At 76.0% G+C, this 19,231-nt stretch carries 16 protein-coding genes; 8 read left to right on the top strand and 8 right to left on the bottom strand.

Annotation, left to right across the window (positions count from 1 at the left end):
* Nucleotides 1-180: 180 nt before the first annotated feature.
* Entirely contained in the window at nt 181-876 is a 696-nt protein-coding gene (locus ABT093_RS27425) for a FadR/GntR family transcriptional regulator (RefSeq protein ID WP_350569000.1), read from the top strand.
* 196 nt (nt 877-1,072) lie between these two features.
* Complete coding sequence (locus ABT093_RS27420) at nt 1,073-1,558, top strand: hypothetical protein (protein WP_350568998.1); 486 nt, start codon at nt 1,073-1,075, stop codon at nt 1,556-1,558.
* Here the strand turns inward: ABT093_RS27420 and ABT093_RS27415 are convergent.
* From ABT093_RS27415 to ABT093_RS27400, 4 genes are all read right to left on the bottom strand, one after another.
* Nucleotides 1,534-2,298 carry a metallophosphoesterase gene (locus ABT093_RS27415; protein ID WP_350569028.1) on the bottom strand — a complete coding sequence of 255 codons (765 nt, stop codon included), beginning with the start codon at nt 2,296-2,298 and terminating at the stop codon, nt 1,534-1,536. The genes ABT093_RS27420 and ABT093_RS27415 overlap by 25 nt on opposite strands.
* Nucleotides 2,299-2,323: 25 nt before the next feature.
* The gene (locus tag ABT093_RS27410) at nt 2,324-6,907 is read right to left on the bottom strand and encodes a hypothetical protein (protein WP_350568996.1); all 4,584 of its coding nucleotides are present in this window, start codon (nt 6,905-6,907) and stop codon (nt 2,324-2,326) included.
* Between the two features lie 50 nt (nt 6,908-6,957).
* A complete protein-coding gene (locus ABT093_RS27405) occupies nt 6,958-7,833 on the bottom strand; it encodes a hypothetical protein (protein WP_350568994.1) in 876 nt (291 codons plus the stop codon).
* 65 nt (nt 7,834-7,898) lie between these two features.
* Entirely contained in the window at nt 7,899-9,434 is a 1,536-nt protein-coding gene (locus ABT093_RS27400; protein ID WP_502884328.1) for a hypothetical protein, read from the bottom strand.
* Between the two features lie 454 nt (nt 9,435-9,888).
* Between ABT093_RS27400 and ABT093_RS27395 the strand changes: the two genes are divergently transcribed.
* Genes ABT093_RS27395 through ABT093_RS27385 form a run of 3 tightly spaced genes read left to right on the top strand, consistent with a single transcriptional unit; the run spans nt 9,889 to nt 12,211 of the window.
* Nucleotides 9,889-10,665 (top strand): LamB/YcsF family protein, encoded by a 777-nt coding sequence (locus ABT093_RS27395; RefSeq protein ID WP_350568992.1) that lies wholly within the window; start codon nt 9,889-9,891, stop codon nt 10,663-10,665.
* The gene (pxpB, locus tag ABT093_RS27390) at nt 10,662-11,336 is read left to right on the top strand and encodes a 5-oxoprolinase subunit PxpB (RefSeq protein WP_350568990.1); all 675 of its coding nucleotides are present in this window, start codon (nt 10,662-10,664) and stop codon (nt 11,334-11,336) included. Before ABT093_RS27395 ends, pxpB begins: the two co-directional genes overlap by 4 nt.
* The gene (locus tag ABT093_RS27385; protein WP_350568989.1) at nt 11,333-12,211 is read left to right on the top strand and encodes a 5-oxoprolinase subunit C family protein; all 879 of its coding nucleotides are present in this window, start codon (nt 11,333-11,335) and stop codon (nt 12,209-12,211) included. The genes pxpB and ABT093_RS27385 overlap by 4 nt, the downstream gene beginning before the upstream one ends.
* A gap of 73 nt (nt 12,212-12,284) precedes the next feature.
* Here the strand turns inward: ABT093_RS27385 and ABT093_RS27380 are convergent, their stop codons facing one another.
* Together ABT093_RS27380 and ABT093_RS27375 are read right to left on the bottom strand one after the other, a co-directional pair.
* Nucleotides 12,285-13,253, bottom strand: coding sequence for an aminoglycoside phosphotransferase family protein (locus ABT093_RS27380; protein ID WP_350568988.1), 969 nt, complete (start codon nt 13,251-13,253; stop codon nt 12,285-12,287).
* 85 nt (nt 13,254-13,338) lie between these two features.
* On the bottom strand, nt 13,339-14,100 hold the full coding sequence (locus ABT093_RS27375; protein WP_350568986.1) for an alpha/beta fold hydrolase: 762 nt from the start codon (nt 14,098-14,100) through the stop codon (nt 13,339-13,341).
* A gap of 129 nt (nt 14,101-14,229) precedes the next feature.
* Between ABT093_RS27375 and ABT093_RS27370 the strand changes: the two genes are divergently transcribed.
* Entirely contained in the window at nt 14,230-14,763 is a 534-nt protein-coding gene (locus ABT093_RS27370; RefSeq protein ID WP_350568985.1) for a PadR family transcriptional regulator, read from the top strand.
* Nucleotides 14,764-14,855: 92 nt separating this feature from the next.
* Here ABT093_RS27370 and ABT093_RS27365 read toward each other — a convergent pair whose 3' ends face one another.
* Nucleotides 14,856-15,425 (bottom strand): DUF4396 domain-containing protein, encoded by a 570-nt coding sequence (locus tag ABT093_RS27365; RefSeq protein WP_350569026.1) that lies wholly within the window; start codon nt 15,423-15,425, stop codon nt 14,856-14,858.
* 136 nt (nt 15,426-15,561) lie between these two features.
* On the opposite strand from ABT093_RS27365, the gene ABT093_RS27360 reads away from it, so the two are divergent.
* Both ABT093_RS27360 and ABT093_RS27355 read left to right on the top strand, forming a co-directional pair.
* Nucleotides 15,562-16,293, top strand: a complete 732-nt coding sequence (locus ABT093_RS27360) for a class I SAM-dependent methyltransferase (RefSeq protein ID WP_350568984.1) — start codon at nt 15,562-15,564, stop codon at nt 16,291-16,293.
* Nucleotides 16,294-16,548: 255 nt separating this feature from the next.
* A complete protein-coding gene (locus tag ABT093_RS27355) occupies nt 16,549-17,394 on the top strand; it encodes an undecaprenyl-diphosphate phosphatase (protein WP_502884327.1) in 846 nt (281 codons plus the stop codon).
* A gap of 108 nt (nt 17,395-17,502) precedes the next feature.
* Here the strand turns inward: ABT093_RS27355 and ABT093_RS27350 are convergent, their stop codons facing one another.
* Entirely contained in the window at nt 17,503-19,017 is a 1,515-nt protein-coding gene (locus tag ABT093_RS27350; RefSeq protein WP_350568981.1) for a HEAT repeat domain-containing protein, read from the bottom strand.
* Between the last annotated feature and the right edge of the window lie 214 nt (nt 19,018-19,231).

Genomic DNA, 19,231 nt, shown 5'->3' with positions numbered 1-19,231 from the left:
CTGGCGCCACTATCGCCTCAAAGATATGACGTATTCAAGTGGCGGAAACCAAATCGTCATACTTTTATTCCGATCACTCGGGGGTCGGGACGGACCCCCGGATACCCGGCGGATCCGGACGCAACCGGGGGCGAGCGGGGTGGCGGCACCGGGCGGACCGGGGAGGTCTAGGCTGGCGGGATGGAGATCCAGGGGCTGCCCGGCCGACTGCTCGCGGAACTGGGGCCGGCCATCGCGTCCGGGGAGGTCCCCGAGGGCGCGGTGCTGCGCGCCGAGGAGCTGGAGGAGCGGTTCGGGGTCTCCCGGACGGTGGTCCGCGAGGCGGTCCGGATCCTGGAGGGGATGCACCTGGTGGCCTCCCGCCGCCGGGTCGGCATCACCGTGCAGCCCAGGTCGGACTGGGACGTCTTCGACCCGCTGGTGATCCGCTGGCGGCTGGCCGGCGCCGACCGGTCCGCCCAACTGCGCTCGCTCGGCTCGCTGCGGCTCGCCGTGGAGCCGGCCGCGGCCGCGCTCGCCGCCCGCCACGCCACCGACGACGAGCGGCGCCGGCTCAGCGCGCTGGCGGTCGAGTTGACGATGACCGCGCGCGCCGCCGACCTGGCCACCTTCCTGCGGCACGACATCGACTTCCACACCACCGTGCTGCGGGCCTCGCGCAACGAGATGTTCGCCCACCTCGGGGAGACCGTCGGTGCGGTGCTGACCGGCCGGACCGAGTACCATCTGATGCCCCATCAGCCGGAGCCGTACGCGATCCGGCTGCACCGCGAGGTCGCCGAGGCGGTCTGCGCGGGGGAGGCCGAGCGGGCCGAGCAGGCGATGCGGACCATCGTCGAGGGCGCGCTGGCCGAGCTGAACGAACAGCTGGGCTGAGCGAACAACCGGGCCGAGCGGGCCCGGAGTTCGACGGGCTGTTCGGTACGGTCCGGGACGGATCACACGATTTGGTGTCGGTTGGGGGATTCGCGCGCATAGTCCGGGTACGACGGGGCAGAGTGGAGCGCGGGGGCGTATGCTCGGCGCCCGCCCCGCTCGTGTCCACCACCCGTCCGCGCCTGGGGGTCGCCCGATGCCAACCGCCCGCCGTCGCCGCCGTCTTCCCGACGAGGTCCGCAGGGCCGTCGTCCGTGCGGTGCTCTGTCTGGCCTTCACGCTGGTGGGCATCGTGGTGGCGACGCTGTCCTCGTACGCCGACAGCTGGTTGATGACACCGGCTCTGATGGCGATGGGCGTCGGGGTGTTCGGGACGATGTGGTGTCTGCTGGAGATCCTGATCTCCCGGCAGGTCGCCGCCCAGCGGATGCGCGCGCCGAACTCCGCCTCCCCGATGGCCGGCAGCCGCGCCCCGGCCCGGCCGGTGCCGCCGGCGCCGCGGGCGCCCCTGCCGGGGCCGGGCGCGCAGCAGGCCTACCCTCCCCAGCCCTACCCTCCCCAGCCGTATCCTCCCCAGCCGTATCCGCCCCAGGGACAGCGGCCGCAGGGGTACCCGCCGCCGGCCGGGCCGCCCTACCCGGGCGGTCCGGCGCCGCGTCAGGCGGGGCTGACCACCCGGTAGTGGGTGGTCAGCCGGCGATCCCCGTCCATGACGTGGAAGGCCAGCATCGGCGGGTGGTCGAAGGCGATGCCCGGCCCGCCCTCGCAGGGCAGCGTGACGGTGGAGACCACCCCGGGCGCGACCAGCAGCGGCAGACCGGCGAAGGCGGTCGCCGCGGAGGTGTGCGCGTGGCCGCAGAGCAGGGCGGCCACCCGGGGGTGCCGGCGCAGCACCCGCGCCAGCCGCACCGCGCCGAACTGGCGGACCGGGTCGACGTGGGGCAGGTGCAGTTCCGCCGGCGGGTGGTGGAAGGCCACCAGGGCGGGCAACTCCGTGCGCCCCGTGCCGAGTTCGGCGTCCAGCCAGTCGAGCGTGGCGTCGTCCAGCAGGCCGTCGTCCTGCTGGGGCACCGAGGAGTCGAGCATCAGCACGTCGGCGCCGGGCAGCCGGTGCAGCCGGTTCACCGGCTCCTCCCCCGGCGCTTCGCCGAGCAGCACCTCGCGGTACGGCGAGCGGCGGTCGTGGTTGCCGGGGCAGAGCAGCACCGGGTGCCGCGAGGCCAGCACCTCGGCGACCTGCCGGTACTCCTCCGGCAGGCCGTGGTCGGCGAGGTCCCCGGTGACCAGCACCGCGTCCAGCGGGCCGGGCAGGGCGTCGAGGTACGCCATCACCTGCTCGGCCCGCCGCCGGGCGCGCTCGCCGCCGTCCCGGCGGTGGACCTGGCCGAGGTGGATGTCACTGAGGTGAGCGATCGTCAGCATGGGCATGGGCCCCACGCTACGGCCGTCACGACGAGGCGGGGGCCTCCACCGGGCGCTTGAACATCCGGGTGGCGGTGATCTCGCCGTGGATGGCCGGACCGTCCGGGTCCTGCGGAGCCGGCAGGCCCGGCCGCAGGTGCTCCTCCACCGAGATGTACTTGAGGCCGGCCCGCAGGTCGGCGTCGTTGCGCAGCCGGATGACCAGCGGGAACTCGGCGAGCGCGGTGGTGTCGAACAGGCCGGTGGTGTAGATCAGCTGGACGCCGAGGGCGTCGGCCACCGCGCGCTGGAGCTCCAGCAGGTAGGTGGCGTTGGCCCGGCCGATCGGGTTGTCCAGGAACAGCGTGCCCGCGTGCCGCAACTGGGACTGGCCCCGGTCGTTGGCGCGCAGCGCGGCCATCGTGCAGTACAGCGCGATGGCGGCGGTGAGCAGCTGACCGCCGGAGAACACGTCGGACATCTGGCCGACGCTCACCCGTTCGGCGCGCAGCACCGCGTCCGGCTTGAGGATCTCGACGGCCACGCCCTTGGGGCCGATCGCGGCGGCGACGCCGCGCAGCAGCAGGGACATGCCGTCGCGGCGCAGGTCGCTGTTCTTGCGGACGGCGGCACGGGTGGCCTCGTCGATGACCTCGCCGAGGCGCTCGACCAGGGTCGCGTGGTCCGGGTCCTCGAAGCGGATCCGCAGGAACTCCTGGCCGGACCACTCCCCCAGGCCCTCGGGCAGGCGGGAGAGCCGCTGGGCGGCGCGCAGGGTGGCCAGCGAGGACTCGACCAGGCCGCGCAGCCGGTCGACGATCGAGCCCCGGTTGCGCTCCAGCTGGGCGAGTTCGTCGGTGAGCACGCGCAGCCGGGGGGCGAAGGCGGCGGCCCAGTTGGCGGCGTGGTCGGGCAGCGCGGAGGCGGGCAGTTCGCGGATCTGCTGGCGGGCCGGGGTGCGCACGGCCTCGTAGCGGGCCGCGTTGGCGTGCCGGACCAGGGCGTCCGAGGCGTCGCGGACGGCGAGTTCGGCGGAGGACAGCTCGCCGGCGGCGGTGCGCAGGGCGCGGCGGGCCTCGGCGGCGGCGGTGCGGGCGTCGGCGAGCGGGCCGAGGTAGGGCTCGACCAGGGTCTCGGCGTCGTCCTGCTGCTCGCGCAGGCCGTCGCGGAGCTGGCCGGCGTGCTCGTCGAAGTCGGCGGCGGCGGCCTGGGCGGCGTCGAAGGTGCGCTGCAGGTCGGCGTGGGCGGTGCGGGCGGCGTCGACGGCCTCGCGGCGTTCGGCGAGCCGGCTGGTGGCGCTGCGCAGCAGGATCTGGGCGTGCTCGGGGTCGGTGGGGACGAGGTCCTCGGGCAGCTCGGTGTGCGCCTCGCCGTCCGCGGGGGCGGAGCGTTCGGCCTCGCCGCGCAGCCGGCCGAGCTGCTCGCTGGCGGCGGCGGAGCGGGCCTCGATGGTGGCGACGAGTTCCTCGGCACGGGCGGCGGCGGCCTGGCGGGCCGGGCCGTCGGCGCCGTCGGGGCTGTTGAGCAGCTCCTCGGCGCGGACGCGGACCTTGTTGGTGAGGCGGTCGAGTTCGGCCGCGGCGGCGGCCTCGTCTCCCTCGGCGCGGGCCTGTTCGGCGCGCAGGTCGGCGCCGACGCCGACCTTCTCGTAGAGCTGCGAGGCGGAACGGTAGGCCTCGCGCAGCTCGGGCAGCGCGGCGGGGGCGGCCTCGGCGGGCTCGTCGGACTGCTCGGCGGCGGCGATCTCGGCCCGCTCGGCCCGCAGCGCGCGCCCCGTGCGGCGGGCGTCGTCGGCGGCGCGCTGAACGGCCCGGCGGTCCTCGTCGCAGGTGCGGGCGCGTTCGGCGCAGACGGCCTGGCGGCGGTCGCACTCGGCGGCGTCCTCGGCGAGTTCGCGCCGGCGGCGGCTCCAGTTGGCGCGCTCGCGCAGCCGGAAGGCGAGGCCGGAGAGGGCGTCGGCGCGGCGGCGGGCGCGCTGGGCGACCTCGCGGTGCTCCTCGTGGGCGGAGGCCGCGGCGGCGTGGTCGGTCTCGGCCTCGTCGTGCTCGGCGCGCAGGGTGGCCAGGGCGGCGGCGGCCTGCTCGGCGTGCTCACGGGCGGCCTCGGCGGCGGCGGCGAGTTCGGCCAGGGTGCCGGGCGGGCAGCTGGCGTGCCAGGAGGCGAGCCGGGCGGCCAGCGCGCGGTCGCCGCCGAGGCGGGCGGCGAGTTCGCGGATGTGCTCCTCGCGGGCGGTGGCGCGGGCGCGCAGCTCGCGGCGCTCGTCGTCGGCGGCGGACTCGTCGTGCATGGCCGGGTTCGGCGGCACGAGGAAGAAGGCGGGCTCGTCGGTGATCGGGGCGATCAGCGAGGCGGCGGCGCCGACGGCGACGGTGGAGCGCGGCAGCAGGGCGGCGGCGCGCAGCGCCTCGCGGGCCCGCTCCAGGGAGTTGGGGTCGGTGACGACGACGCCGTCGACGAGTTCGGGGCGGGCGGCGAGGATCGCCTCGTGGTCGGCCGGGTCGACGGACTGGGCGAGGTAGCGCCAGCCGGGCAGGGCGGGGATGCCGTGCTCGGCGAGGTACTCGACGGTGGCGAGCACGTCCGGGCCGGGCGGCAGCAGGCCGCCGTCGCCGAGCGCGGCCAGGATCCGGGAGTCGTCGGCGGCGGCGGTGCGCAGGTCGAACAGGGTGCGTTCGGCGGTGGCGATGGCCTCGTCGAGGAGTTCGCGCAGGTACTCGGCGTTGCGGTCGAGGACGGCGGGGGTGAGGAAGCCGGCGTCCTCCTCGGCGCCCGACCCGTCCTCGCTCCAATCGGTGGGTGCGGGGGTGAGGGAGAGCAGGTCGGCGAGCCGGGGCTCGGTGGCGAGCAGGGCGGCGGTGCGCTGCTCGGTGGCGAGCGCCTGGGCGGCGGCCTTGCGGGCGTCGGTGGCGCGGGCGGCGGCGAGTTCGGCGCGGCCGGTGCCGGCGGCGGCCTCGCGCAGCCGGGCGGCGGCGGACTCGGCGGCGGTGCGGGCCTGGGCGAGGGCGGCGGCGGCGGCCTTCTCGACGTCGGCGGCGTGCAGGGCGGCGCGGGCCGGGTCGACGTCACCGTCGGTGTCGATGAAGCCGGCCTCGACGGCGGCGGCGGTCTCCTGCTCGACCTCGGCGAGGCGCTGGCGCAGGTGCTCGGCCTCGCTGCGGGCCTTCTGGGCGGCGGTGGCGGCCTCGGTGGCGTCGCTCTGGGCCTTGGAGCCGTCGGCCTGGAGCTCGGCGGCGCGCTGCTCCTCGGTGTCGGCGCGGTCCTCGGCGGCCGCGGCGGCGCCCTCCAGGGCGCGGGCCAGGGCGGTGGCGGCGCGGGCCCGGGCGGCGAGCGCGGGGGCGGCGTCCAGCTCGGCCTCGCGGATCGCGGCGGCGACCCGGCCGACCCGGTCGGCGGCGGCGCGGTGGCGCAGCACGGCCTCGGCGGCCTGCCAGGCGGCGTGCAGGGTGCGGGCGTCGGTGAGTTCGCGGCGCAGCGCGGCGGCCTCGGCGGTGGCGGCGGCCAGTGCCAGGGAGGCGTGCCGGTGGGTGAGTTCGGCGGCGATCAGGGTGTGCCGGGTGCGGTCGGTCTCGGCGGCGGTGACGGCGCTCGCGGCGGCGGCGACCTCGACGGCGAGGTCCTCGGCGCGGTCGCGTTCAGCGGTGGCGCGGGAGGCGAGGGCGTGGGCGAGCCGGCGGGTGCGGCGTTCGGCGGTGCGGTGGGCCTCGCGGACGGTCTCGCGGGCGGTGGTGGCCTCGGCGATCCGCTCCAGCAGTTCCAGCGAGCCGGCGGTGAAGTCGCGTTCGGCGGTGAGTTCGGAGCGCAGGCCGAGCTTGGCCGCGAAGCCGTGGACGAGGTCGGCGAGGCCGTCGGTGTCCCGGGTGTCGGTGACGGCGCGCAGCAGCAGGTCGGTGAAGTCCTTGTCCTGCTTGACCGCGAAGAGGCCGGCCGCCTCGCCCTCGTCGGCGTTCATCTCACGCTGGTAGCGGAAGAGTTCGGGGTCGAGGCCGAGCTCGCCGAGGTGTTCGGTCCAGCGGTCGTGGCCGTCCTCGAAGACCAGGTCGAGGTGGGGGTGGGCCTTGCCGGCCTCGGTGAGGGCGTCGCGGAAGCCCTTCATGGTGCGGCGGCGGCCGCGGGCCTTCTGGTCGCCGGCCAGGCTGACCCGTTCGGCGACCGGCAGGGAGTCGAGGGTGAGGCCGGGTCCGGGGCGGAAGGAGTACCAGGTCTCGGCGAACTTGCGCGGGTCGGAGGAGACCTGGCGGCCTCGCCATTCGCTGACCTTGCCGACGACGATCGGCTCGCCGGTGACGGTGTGCTGCCACTCCAGGGCGACGTGGCCGCAGTCGTCGGCGAGCAGGAACTTGCGGAGCACCCCGGAGCTGGCGCCGCCGAGGGTGTTGCGGTGGCCGGGGAGCATGACCGAGAAGATCAGCTTGAGCAGGACGGACTTGCCGCCGCCGTTCTCCAGGAAGAGCACGCCGGCCGGGGCGGGGCGGCGGACCGGGCCGTCGGTGTCCTCGCCGAACAGGCCGATCTGCCGGGGCACCGGGTCGGCGACGGGCTCGCCGACGCCGCGCAGGTCGAGCACCGTGTCGGCGTAGCGGGCGCCGGCCGGTCCGATCGAGTAGAGGCGGACCCGGTTGAGCTCGTACATGTGCGGCGGTTCTCCAGGAGGCGGGTGGGTCGGAGGGTGGGGCGCGGGGGTCAGAGGGAGTGGAACGGCAGTCCGGCGTCGGCGACCAGGTCGTCCCCGGTGTCGGGGGGCAGCAGCGAGGCGGTGCCGTCGGAGACCGGGACGACGCCGAGGTCGAGCAGTTCGGCCATGGCGGCGGTGCCGGCCAGGTCGCGGACCTGGAGCTGGTAGCGGGCGGTGGTGCGGTAGGTGCCGCCGGCGTCGTCGGAGACCTTCTGCAGGAAGCCGGAGTCGACCAGGAACAGCACGGCCTTGGCGACGATGCCGATGGTCGAGCCGGAGAGCCGGCGGGCGTCCTTGGTGGCGCCGGTGGCGGTGCGCCGGGCCCAGACCCGCCAGGCGGCCTCCAGGCCCGGGGCGTCGCTCTGCGGGTCGGTGTTGTCGCCGTCGGCGGCGGCCTGTTCCTCCAGGCGGCGGCAGGCCTGGCGGACGAAGGAGTCGATGCCGTTGACGGTGATCCGGCCGAGGTAGCCGTCGTCGGCGAGGTCCTCGGGGCGGGGGAAGGCCATCGCGGCGACGGCCAGGTGGGCGAGGCCGTGCAGGAAGCGGTCGGTGGACTCGGAGGCGGCGCGGCGCGAGTAGTCGCCCATCCGGACGGCGAAGAGGGAGTCCTCGGCGGCGGCGACGGCCATGCCGGCGCGCGGGGAGACCTCCAGGACGACCAGGCCCATGCCGGTGGCGACGGCGTCGGCCAGGCGGGCGAAGGGCGGGTCCTCGCGGTGGCGGCGGACGAGCTCGGCGTACTCGGCGTCGCGGGCGGGGAGCAGCTTGGCCTGGAGGCCGAAGGAGACCAGGCGGGCGGCGTCGGAGACGTCGGCCGGGGTGATCGGCGCGGGGGCGGCCGGTTCGGTCTCGGGCGCCCAGGACGTGTCGTGGTGGGTCGTCACGGGCGGTGCTCCTCGGGGGCGTTGCGGGGGGGTGCGGGTGGGGTGGTCGGCCGGGCGGACGGGGGTCAGCCGGCGTCCTTGCGGTCGGCGGCCATGCCGACCGCGTCGAGCAGGGCGCTGCCGACGATGAGGTCGGCGCCGCCGAACTCCCTGTCGTGCAGCGGGGTGCCGTCGTCGACGGCGAAGAGCAGCCGCTCCTCGCCCTGCCGGTAGGCGGTGCCGACCGGCGGGCTGGCCGCGTGCACGGCCAGCAGGGCGACCAGGTACGGCAGGTCCGCGTCCTGGTCGCGGGCCTCGGCGAGCAGGCCGGAGAGCCGGCGGGGCGCGTCGGGGGGCAGGTCGAGCAGGACGAGGGCGGCTTCCAGCTGCTCCTCGGTGAACCGGCTGTCGTCGGGGGTGGCGACGAGGTCCGGGTCGGGCAGCTCGGCGCCGAGGTGCTCGCGCTCGACCGGCGGGGTGAGCAGCAGGTCCACGAGGTCGGCGACGCGGACCGAGACGGGGGTGCGCAGGCCGGTACCGCGGGCGAAGAACGCGCCGGTGGGGCGGACGGCCTGCTCTATCGGCAGCCGGAGCACCGGGGCGAGCAGCTGGCCGTAGAGGTCGATGCCGCTGCGGGCGCCGGGGGCCGCGAAGGCCTGCCGGTCCTGCTCGGCGCGGAACAGCGGGCCGGCCTCCAGGAGCCGGGTCTGCAGCTGGGTGTGGCGGCGGATGCAGTCCTTGACGATGTCGACCAGTTCGGCGGCGCGGCGCTTGTGCTCCGGCTCCTCGGCCTCGTCGCGGGCCTTGCGGATGTTGGTGAGGATCGCGTTCTCGTGCCGGTAGCGGTCGGCGATGTGGTCGAGCGCCTCGTCGATGAGGTCCGGGATCGCCCGCATCCAGTCGACGGCGCGGACGTTGCGGCGGGTGGCCTCCAGGGCGCGGCGCAGCGTCTCGGCGTACTGGACGGTGCGGTAGCGGGCCTGCTCGGCGGCGAGCTGGGCGTCGGCCAGGCGTCCGCGCCGGATCAGCACCTCCAGCTTGACCTCGGCGGCGATCTGGGCGGAGGTGACGTCGGTGTCCAGGGCGCCGACCAGGACGTTGACCGCCTCGTCGGTGGTGCGCAGGTAGACGCCGCCGTCGGGGCCCGGGACCTCCTCGATCAGCTTGAAGTCGTAGTCGCGGCGGACGTAGGCGCCCTCGGCGTCGAAAGTGCCGTAGACGGCGCGGAAGCCCCGGTCGACGCTGCCGACGTTGATCAGCGAGTCCAGCACCCAGCGGCCGACCCGCTGGTGCTCGGTGGTGGGGCGGCCGGGCGCCTGGGCGGCGACCCGGGGCTGCAGCCGGGCCAGCACCGTGTCGCGGTCGGCGCCGGTGTCGAAGTCCATGGCGAGGGTGACCAGGTCGATCGCGGCGAGCCCGACCTCGGCCATCGCGTAGCCGCCGTACTCGCCGGCCAGCATGACCTTGCGGTTGTCCAGGTCGTGCAGCGGGGCGGTGCAGGCCAGCGCCTTGAGCCGGCGGGCCAGGCCCTCGTCGGCGGCGGGGCCCGGCGCGGGCCGCGCGGCGGCGACGGCGGACCCGGCGGGCGGCCGGGGGCCGGGCTCGGTGGGCTGGTCGGCGATGACGGTCACGGGGGACAAGACTAGAGGCAGGGGCCGACATCGACCGAAACGGACCTTCCGGACAGCCGTCCGGCGCCCGCCGACGGCTGGTTGAACGCATTCGATTCCGGCTCCAGGGCCGGAGCCGAGCAGACGGGAGCGGCCCGGCCCGCCGATTCGGCGCGCCCTGACATGCCGCCGTTCCCGGGGACGGGCGGACCGCCGCGGGGCATTCCGATCTCCTGGCGGTTTATCGACATGTCGTCCGGAATCGCGGGCGTCGCCCCCCTGTTCATCGGGCCGCGCACCCTGGGGCCGCTGGTCGAGAGGGCCGAACGCGCCGAGCGCGCCGACGGGGCGGGGCGCCGTCCGGCCACCGCGACCGGCCGACCGCGACCGGACGGACCAGCGGCGCGAGGCGCGCCCCTGCCCAGGCCCTACCATCTGGCTCAACAGCTGCTGGAAGGCGGACGGCGTGGCCGATGCGGTGATCGATCTCAATGCGGACCTCGGCGAGGGGTTCGGGCGCTGGACGCTGACCGACGACGAGGCGCTGCTCTCCGTCGTCACCAGCGCCAACGTCGCCTGCGGCTTCCACGCCGGGGACCCGTCCACCATGCGCCGGGTCTGCGCGCTGGCCGCCGAGCGGGGCGTGCGGATCGGCGCCCAGGTCTCCTACCGGGACCTCGCGGGCTTCGGCCGCCGGGCGATGGACGTGCCGCCCGAGGAACTCGCCGACGAGATCGCCTACCAGATCGGCGCCCTCCAGGTCTTCGCCCGCGCCGCCGGCTCCCGGGTCTCCTACGTCAAGCCGCACGGCGCCCTCTACAACCGGGTGGTCGCCGACGCCGAGCAGGCGGAGGCCGTGGTCGCCGGGATCCTGCGCTCCGGCGCGGTCAGCGACGGCCCGCTGCCGGTGCTCGGCCTGCCGGCCTCCCGGCTGCTGACCGTCGCCGAGGGCGTCGGACTGCCGGTGGTCACCGAGGCGTTCGCCGACCGCGCCTACACCTGGGCCGGCACCCTCGTCCCGCGCCGCGAGGCCGACTCCGTGATCCACGACCCCGAGAAGGTCATCACCCGCGCCGTCGGCATCGCCCGCGACGGGTCCGTGGAGGCCGTCGGCGGCGAGTCGATCGCCGTCGAGGCGCGCTCGCTCTGCGTCCACGGCGACACCCCCGGCGCCGCCCAGCTCGCCTGGCGGATCCGCGGCGCGCTCGCCTCGGCGGGCGTCCGGGTCGAGGCGTTCACGTGACCGGCCCGGAGGCGGCCGGCGTCGGGCCGGTGGCGGTCCGGCCGGGCGACGTCCGGCCGGTGGGCGAGCACGCGCTGCTGGTGGAGCTCGCGGGCACCACCGAGGTCACCGCCCTCCACGGGTGGCTGCTGGCGCGCCGGGAGGCGGGCGAGCTGCCGCCGGTCGGGGAGATCGTGCCCGCCGCCCGGACCGTCCTGCTGGACGGCGTGCCGGACACCGGCGCGCTGGCCCGGGTGCTGCGCACGGCCCGCCCGGACCCGGCGGCCGCGGCGTCCGGACCGCTCGTCGAGGTGCCCACCGTCTACGACGGCGCGGACCTCCCCGAGGTGGCCCGGCTCTGGGGCGTCTCCCCCGAGGCGGCCGTCCGGATCCACACCGAGCCCGAGTACGTCGTGGCGTTCTGCGGGTTCGCCCCCGGCTTCGGGTACCTCACCGGACTGCCCGAGCGGTACGGGGTACCGCGCCGCGCCACCCCGCGCGGCAGCGTCCCGGCGGGCTCGGTCGCCCTGGCCGGCCCCTACACCGGCGTCTACCCGCACCCCTCCCCCGGCGGCTGGCAACTCCTCGGCCGCACCGGCCTGCCCCTCTGGGACGCCGCCCGCACCCCGCCGGCCCTCCTCGCACCGGGCACCCGCGTCCGCTTCACCCCGCTGCGGGGAGGCACGGCGTGACGGATGGGCTGGTCGTGGTGCGGCCGGGGCCGCTGAGCACGGTGCAGGACCTGGGGCGGCGCGGCGTGGCACATCTCGGGGTGCCGCGGGCGGGGGCGCTGGACGGGCCGGCGCTGCGGGCGGCCAACCGGCTGGTGGGCAACGAGCCGGGAACGGCCGCCGTGGAGGCCACCCTGGGCGGGATCGCCCTGCGGGCGCTGCGGCCGCTGGTGGTGGCGGTGACGGGTGCGCCCTCGCCCGTACGGGTGGACGGCCGCCCCGCCGCCTGGGGCGCACCGGTCGCGGTGCCGTCCGGCGCGGTGCTGGACGTCGGTGCCGCGACCGCCGGGGTGCGCTCCTACCTGGCGGTGGCGGGCGGGCTCGCCGTCCCGCCGGTGCTGGGCAGCCGCTCGGCGGACCTGCTCTCCGGGCTCGGCCCGGCCCCGCTGGCCGCCGGCGACCGCCTGCCGGTCGGGCCGCGCCCGCCGTACGGGCCGGTGCCGGAGCTGGTGCCGCTGCCCGCTCCCCCGGCCCAGCTGGTCCTGCGGCTGAGGCCGGGCCCGCGCGCCGACTGGTTCGCCCCCGACGCCGCGGCCCGGCTCGCCCGGGCGTCCTACCGCGTCGCCCCGGCCAGCAACCGGATCGCGCTGCGCACCGAGGGCCCGCCGCTCGCCCGGGCCCGGCAGGACGAACTGCCCAGCGAGGGCATGGTGCTGGGCGCCGTGCAGGTCCCGCCGGACGGCCTGCCGGTGGTCTTCCTGGCCGACCACCCGACCACCGGCGGCTACCCGGTGATCGGTGTCGTGCCGCCCGCCGACCTGGCCGCCGCGGCGCAGGCCCGCCCGGGTACGCCCGTGCGCTTCCTCGTCCTCCCGAGCCGCCCCATCGCGGGCTGACGGCCCCTCGGCCGGGCGGTCACGGGCCCCGCGCGGGGCTCGCGCGGGCATGGTACCGACCGGGACCGCCGGATCACCGGATCGTCCGGCGGGCCTGCGGCGCCCGGACATGCGCGGATCCGAGGACGACCTGGCGACTCAACAGGGCCAGGGCGACCGCCCGTTGGCGGCCGTCGACGACGGGCGCGCCGTCCTCGACGTCCCAGAGGACGTTCTGCAGGACGCGGGCGAGGGTCCAGCGGACAGCGCGGTCGCGGTCCAGGGCCAGGCGGTCGGTCATCAGGTCGAAGCGGCGGCGCAGGGCACCAGGCAGGTCGCCGGTGGCGGTGAGGTCGGACCAGCGGTTCCCCAGGGCGGGGAGGAGTTCGAACCCCGGGTCGCCGGCCAGGGGCTTGGGGTCGATGGCGAGCCAGGACGCCCGCGCGCCGGGGCCGGGCGGGGCGAGCACGTTGCCGTAGTGCAGGTCCCAGTGGAGCAGCCGGTTGCCCGGCTCGGGCCGGACCTCGCGCAGGGCGGCCGCGAGGTCGGCGAGCAGCCGACGGTCGGCCTCCTCGGCCAGCGCGCCGCGCGCCTTCGGGACGTCCGCCAGCATGGCGTCCGCGATGTCCGCCAAGCCCCGTACCCCGCACGGTGCCTGACGTGCCGTCAATTCTGCCAGCAGGTCGGCGATGACGCCGGCGGCGGCCAGGTCGTCGGGGACGGCGAGCAGGGAGCGCGCGGGGTCGAGGCGTTCCAGCAGCATCGAACCGGTGGCCGGGTCGTGCTCCAGCAGCCGGACGGCGCCCCGGCCGTCCCAGGCCCGCAGGGCGAGCGGTTCGCCGGCGGTCTCCTCGTCCACCGGCTGGAGCTTGAGCACGGCGTCCGTGCCGTCGGCCCGCCGGACGGGCAGCACCAGGCCGACCACCCCGTGCGCGGGCTCACCCTCGATCCGCAGCTCCCAGCGCTGCGCCACCTCCGCGGCGAGCGCGGGCAGCCGCTCGACCCAGGCGCGGCCGTCCGCCCCGAGGGAGGCGGCCAGCGCCTCGGGTACCTGGATCCGCATGGCGGCACACTCCTCACGACGGGACGACGGGACGACGGGACGACGGGACGACGGGACGACGGGACGACGGGACGACGGGACGACGTTACGCCAGCGCGCCAGCGACGGCCTTCGCGAAGCCGTCCGGATTGTCGATCATGATGTTGTGCCCGCAGTCCGGCACCGCCTCCAGCACCACGCCGGCCTCCCGGAGTCCCTGCGCGCCGGACAGCTCGCCGTCGGCCTCCGGGTGGAGGAAGGTGCGCGGCAGGTCCAGGCCGTGCAGCTGCTCGCGCAGGCTCGGCACGGTCGGCAGGCAGCGGTGGACGGCGGTGCGGTGGAGCGCCTCGGGGCCGGCGAGCCGCATGGTGGCCCACCAGAACGGCCCCGCCCACTGCTCCACCTGCGCCCGGCCGCCGGCCAGGAACTCCTCCTCGGTGAAGGAGGCGATGCCGTTGCTGCCCGGGCCCGGGCCGGGGGCGACCGGGTCGATCACGGCGTCGACCAGCACCAGCCCGGCGACCAGCCCGGGGTGCCGGTGGGCCAGCTGGATCGCGACCGCGCCGCCCAGGCTGTGGCCGACCACCTCCACCCGCTCCGCCCCTGACGCCCGGACGGCCGCGGCGACGGCGTCGGCGTGCGCCTCCAGCGTGTAGGGGAAGTCGGCGGGCCGGTCGCTGATGCCGAAGCCGAGCAGATCCAGCAGCAGCGAGCGGTGGCCGGCGAGCAGCGGGTGGGCGGCGGCCGCGGCGTAGTAGACCGGCGAGCTGGCGCCGAGTCCGTGCAGATAGAGGCGGACGGGCTCCCGGCCGGGGATCTCCACCCAGCGGATCCGGTCGCCGTTCGGGGTGACGGTGGCGTCGCGCACGGTCGTGCTCCTCCTGCGGTCGTCGAGGCGGCGCCCCGGGCTCTTCCCGGGGCGCCGGAGAGACCATACCTCGATGCCGAGGTATAACAACATCGAGATATCGGCGGCCGGATCTGAGAGAGTGACCCCATGCTGAAGCTCGCGATCCTCGGGTTCCTCCACGACCGGCCCCTGCACGGCTACGAACTGCGGCGCCACCTCGCCGGGCTCGCCGGCCACGTGCGGCCGATCAGCGACGGCACGCTCTACCCGGCGATCAAGCGGCTGGAGACCGACGGCCTGCTGGTGCGCACCGCCGAACCCGGCGCGGCGGCCGCACCCCGGCACACCCTGCGGCTGACCGACGCCGGCCGGTCCGCCCTGCTGGAGCGGCTGCGCACGCCGGACGAGCTGGACGTCAGCGACGAGAACCGCTGGTTCACCGTGCTCGCCTTCCTGCGCCACCTCGACGGCGAGCCGGCCGCGCAGGCCGCCGTGCTCCGGCGCCGCCTCGCCTTCCTCAGCGAGCCGGCCAGCTTCTTCTACGACGGCGACCGGCCGATGGGCGCCGAGGACGTGGCCGATCCGTTCCGCCGCGGGATGCTGCTGATCGCCCGCGCGACCACCACCGCCGAACTGGACTGGCTGCGCGCCACCCTCGCGGAGCTCGACCGGGCGGTCTGAGCGCGCACGCGGAACGCCGCGGCCCGCACCCGCCCCGCGGAGGGGGTGGGTGCGGGCCGCGGCGTTCGGTGCGGGCAGCGCGGGGCCGGAGGTCAGTGCCGGTGGTAGGCGTGGACCACGGCGTGGCCGCGACCCTTGCCGATCATCCACTTGTTGACCGGGACGGTCAGGACGAAGGCCAGGACCAGCGCACCGGCCAGCGCGATCCAGAACAGGATGTCGCCGAGGCCCGCGTCCATCGCGCCGGGCACGGTCATCATCACGCCGTTGTCGATGATCTCCATCACGATGATCGAGACGGTGTCGGCGGCCAGGGCGACCTTGACGGCGGTGCGGACGTCCAGGCCGGCCTTGAGCACGCCGCGCATGGTCAGCGCGTAGCCGAAGACGAAGGCCAGCAGGATCGCGAGCACCAGGGTGGCGCCGTTGCTCAGCCCGAAGGCGGTGCCGAGCACCATGCCGAGGATCTCGCCGATGGCGCAGCCGGTGAGGCAGTGCAGGGTCGCCTGCGCCGCGGCCGCCCAGGTCACTCCGCCACCGCCGTGCCCGTGGTGCGCGTGGTGCGCGTGGTGCGCGTGCGGGTCCTGGTGTCCGGCGTGCTCGTGGCCGTGGTGCTCATGACCGACGTGCTGCTGGTGGTCGTGCTGGGCGGGGTGTGCCATGTCGTCCTCCACGTGCTCGTTTCCTTGGCCGTGCTGCCCGGTTCGTCGATGACTATATACCCCCCTGGGGTATCTTCCAAGCATGATTTCGCACGCCCTCTTCCCACCTCGCGCCCACCGTGCTCGGATGGTTCGCATGGCTGACGAACCGCATCACGAACTGCAGGGCGAAAGCCCCACCCACCACCGCGAGGGCTACCGGGGCACCGGCCCGGGCCCGATCACCCCGGACGGCTGCGCGGTCGACATGTACGCGCGGCTGCCGGTCAACGACGAGCCCGAGGTGATCGCGGGCGCCGTCCCGCCCGGCGCGAGCCTGCTCGAACTCGGCTGCGGCGTCGGCCGGATGACCCATCCACTGCTGGAGCTGGGCTTCCGGGTGACGGCGGTGGACGAGTCCGCCGAGATGCTGGAGCGGGTCCGCGGGGCGCGCACCGTGCTCAGCCCGATCGAGCGGCTGGACCTCGGCGAGCGCTTCGACGTCGTCCTGATGGCCTCCTTCCTGGTGCACGCCGGCAGCCCGGAGGTCCGCCGGGGCCTGCTGGACGCCTGCCGCCGGCACGTCGCCGCGGACGGCTGCGTGCTGCTCCAGCGCGAGGGCGAGGACTGGCAGACGAACGTGCCGCGCGAGCGCCCGCTGGGGAAGGGCGGGCTGGTGCGGGTGGCCTCGGCCACACCGGTGGCCGAGGGCGTCAACCGGGTGCACGTCGAGTACGAGTTCCCGGACGCCCGGTGGACCCAGACCTTCCTGTCCCACCCGATGAGCCGGGCGGAGTTCGAACAGGCCCTCGCCGAGGCCGGGCTGGTCGTCGACGAGTACCTCACCGAGGACCGGATCTGGGTGCGGGCCCGGCCGGTGGCCGTCTGACCGCCCCGGGGGCACCGGTCGCGGGAGCGGCCCCCGAGAGTGGGGGCGCGCGACAGGCCGTCACTCGAACGGCGTAGCATCAGGCGGACGCCGGGCCCGCGCGCGGCCCGAGCGCCGGGCGGGACCGGTGGTTCGCCTGCCCTCGGGCCGCGCCGCCGGACCGCGTCGGCCGGTTCGCAGGGCCGTTCCCGCACCGACCAACAAGGAACGCTTCATGCGCATCGAGCGACGGATACCCCGGGCGGGTGTCCGGTGATCGAATGGTTCCACGGGGCCGTCCTCGGCCTGATCCAGGGGCTCACCGAGTTCCTGCCGATCTCCTCCAGCGCCCACCTGCGGGTCATCCCCGCCCTGCTCGGCTGGCAGGACCCGGGCGCGGCGTTCACCGCGGTGACGCAGCTCGGCACCGAGACGGCGGTGCTGATCTACTTCCGGCGCGACATCGCCTCGATCGTCAGGACCTGGACGCTCTCGCTGTTCCGGCCCGCGCTGCGCTCGCACCAGGACGCCCGGATGGGCTGGTTCGTGATCATGGGCACCCTGCCGATCGGCATCCTGGGCAAGCTGTTCCAGGACACCATCGAGCAGGACCTGCGCGACCTGCGGATCATCGGCAGCACGCTGATCCTGTTCGGCGTGATCCTGGCCGTCGCCGACCGCACCCGGGCCGTCCGGTACGCCAAGCCGATCACCGAGCTGACCCTGCCGCACGCGGCCGGCTACGGCATGGCCCAGGCGCTCGCGCTCATCCCGGGCGTCTCCCGCTCCGGCGGCACGATCAGCGCGGGCCTGCTGCTCGGCTACAGCCGCGAGGCGGCGGCCCGGTACTCCTTCCTGCTGGCGATCCCGGCGGTGCTGGCCTCCGGCGTGCTGGAGCTGTTCAAGATCGGTGAGGGGCCGGCACCGGCCTGGGGGCCGACCATCCTGGCCACCCTGATCGCCTTCGTGGTCGGGTACGCGGCGATCTCCTGGTTCCTGAAGTACATCTCGAACAACAGCTTCATGCCGTTCGTGGTCTACCGCATCGCGCTCGGCATCCTGATCATCGTGCTGGTCTCCGTCGGCACCCTGACGCCGGACGCCGGCGTGGTCGCCAAGTAGCGGAGAACGAGAACGGCGTTCCACCCGGGAACGACGAAGCGGGCCGGTCCATCCGTGGCGGATGGACCGGCCCGCTTCCGTCTCGGCGGGGCGGCGCTTCCGGTGGCGCTACCGGCGGCGCTCGCGCGCGGCGGTCAGCCGGCCCCGGACGGCGGCGTGGACCTCGGCCTCCTCGGCCGGGTCGGCGGCGAGCCGGCGCAGGCGCTCCAGCACGCGGGCGTCGCCGGTGGTGGCGACGTGCCTCGCGGCGAGCTCCCGGGTGGACTCCTCGCAGTCCCAGAGGCACTCGACGGCGGGCCCCTCGGGGAAGTGCACATCGGTCGCGGCGAGCGCCCGGGCGGCGCGGCCGCGCAGTTCCGAGGAGACGGCCTCCCCGTAGATGTGGCGCAGGACCGGGACGGCCCCGGTGGCGGCCAGCCGCCCCGCGCCGTCGACCAGCGTCCCGAGCCCGGAGTCGGCACCGGAGACCCCGTGGAGCGAGATCCAGCGCCGCAGACCGGCCACCACCAGCGGACCGTCGGCGGGCTCGCCCGCGTCGGCCAGCAGCCGGACGGCGGCCTCGCCGAGCGCGCTGTCGGCGCCACCGGTGGCCGGGTCGGCCCAGCGGCGGGCCTGGGCCAGCGCCTCCGGACCGCGCATCCGGCCGAGCAGTTCCAGGGCGAACCGGACCAACCGGTCGTCCACCTCGGCGGCGGCCGCCTCGATCAGGCCGGCCGCGGCGGGATCGCGCTGGTCGACGAGGTAGCGCAGGGCGGCGCGGCGGGCACCGGGCAGGCCGGTGCGGGCCGCCTCCAGGACGGCGGGGCGGTCCTCGGGGCGCACCACGGCGGCCAGGCAGCGGGCGGCCGCGGCGGCGCGGCGGTCCACCGCGTCCGGCCGGGCCGGGGAGTCGGCGTCGCGGGAGGCCTCCGGACGGACCGGGCCGCCGGCGAAGGCGGCGGCGCCCAGGCCGCCGAGCTCACCCTGGTCGGCCCAGGCCAGGACGTCGGCGGTGGACCAGCCGGGGGTGACGCCGCTGCGGTTGAGCTGGCGCTGCCACAGGTCGAAGGGTGACTGCTCGGCCGCCGCCGCGACTCTCGGGTGGTACGCCGCCCAGAGCCGCCAGGGCCGGGGCTCGTAGGCGGCCCGGATGGTCTCGCGCAGCTCGGCGTCGCCCTCGGGGCCCGGCGGGAAGTGGTCCAGCACGGCGGTCCCGAGCAGCAGCAGGCCCCGGTCGTCGTCGCGCAGCGCCAGCTCGTCCAGGGCCCAGGCCCAGTTGGTGCCGGTGGCGGCGTACGTGCGGAGCATGAGGAGGGCGTCCCGGCGGCCGTACGCGGCGAGGTGCCCCAGGACGGAGAGCGCGAGGCCGGTGCGGGCCTCGTCCTCGTCGAGGAGGTCCTCCGCCGAGTGGAGGTGGTCCTCGATGCCGTCGAGCGGCGCCTCCAGTTCCATGTAGAGGCGCGCGTAGTAGAGGGAGCGGTTCTCGACCTGCCAGTCGGCTCGCGGATCCCTGGTGACGCACTCCTCCAACGCGGCGATGGCCTCGGTGCGGTCGGCGGCCAGCGCATGGAGCTGCCCGTCACCGCGACCTCGCTGCAGGAGGCCGAGGAGGCTGGCACTGGGCGCTATCACTGGCTCGAACATGAGGTCAGCATCCGTTGCGGCGGTCGTAGTGGCAACGGGATTTCCGTCGCCGGGGTCTCTGGTCGGTACTGCGGTGGGCGCCCGGGCGCCGGAATCACCGAAGGTTACCGCCTCGGACAGCCCGTCGCACACAGGGCGACCGACCCTTTGTGCGCACTGGCATATGCCGGAGGTACTTTGTCGGCGTTCTGTCCAAATCACCCTCGGACGTCGG

The organism is Kitasatospora sp. NPDC002551 (assembly GCF_040296005.1).
GTDB lineage: Bacteria > Actinomycetota > Actinomycetes > Streptomycetales > Streptomycetaceae > Kitasatospora.
The sequence above is the reverse complement of the archived record's forward strand: the minus strand, read 5'-3'. Positions and strand labels throughout refer to the sequence as shown.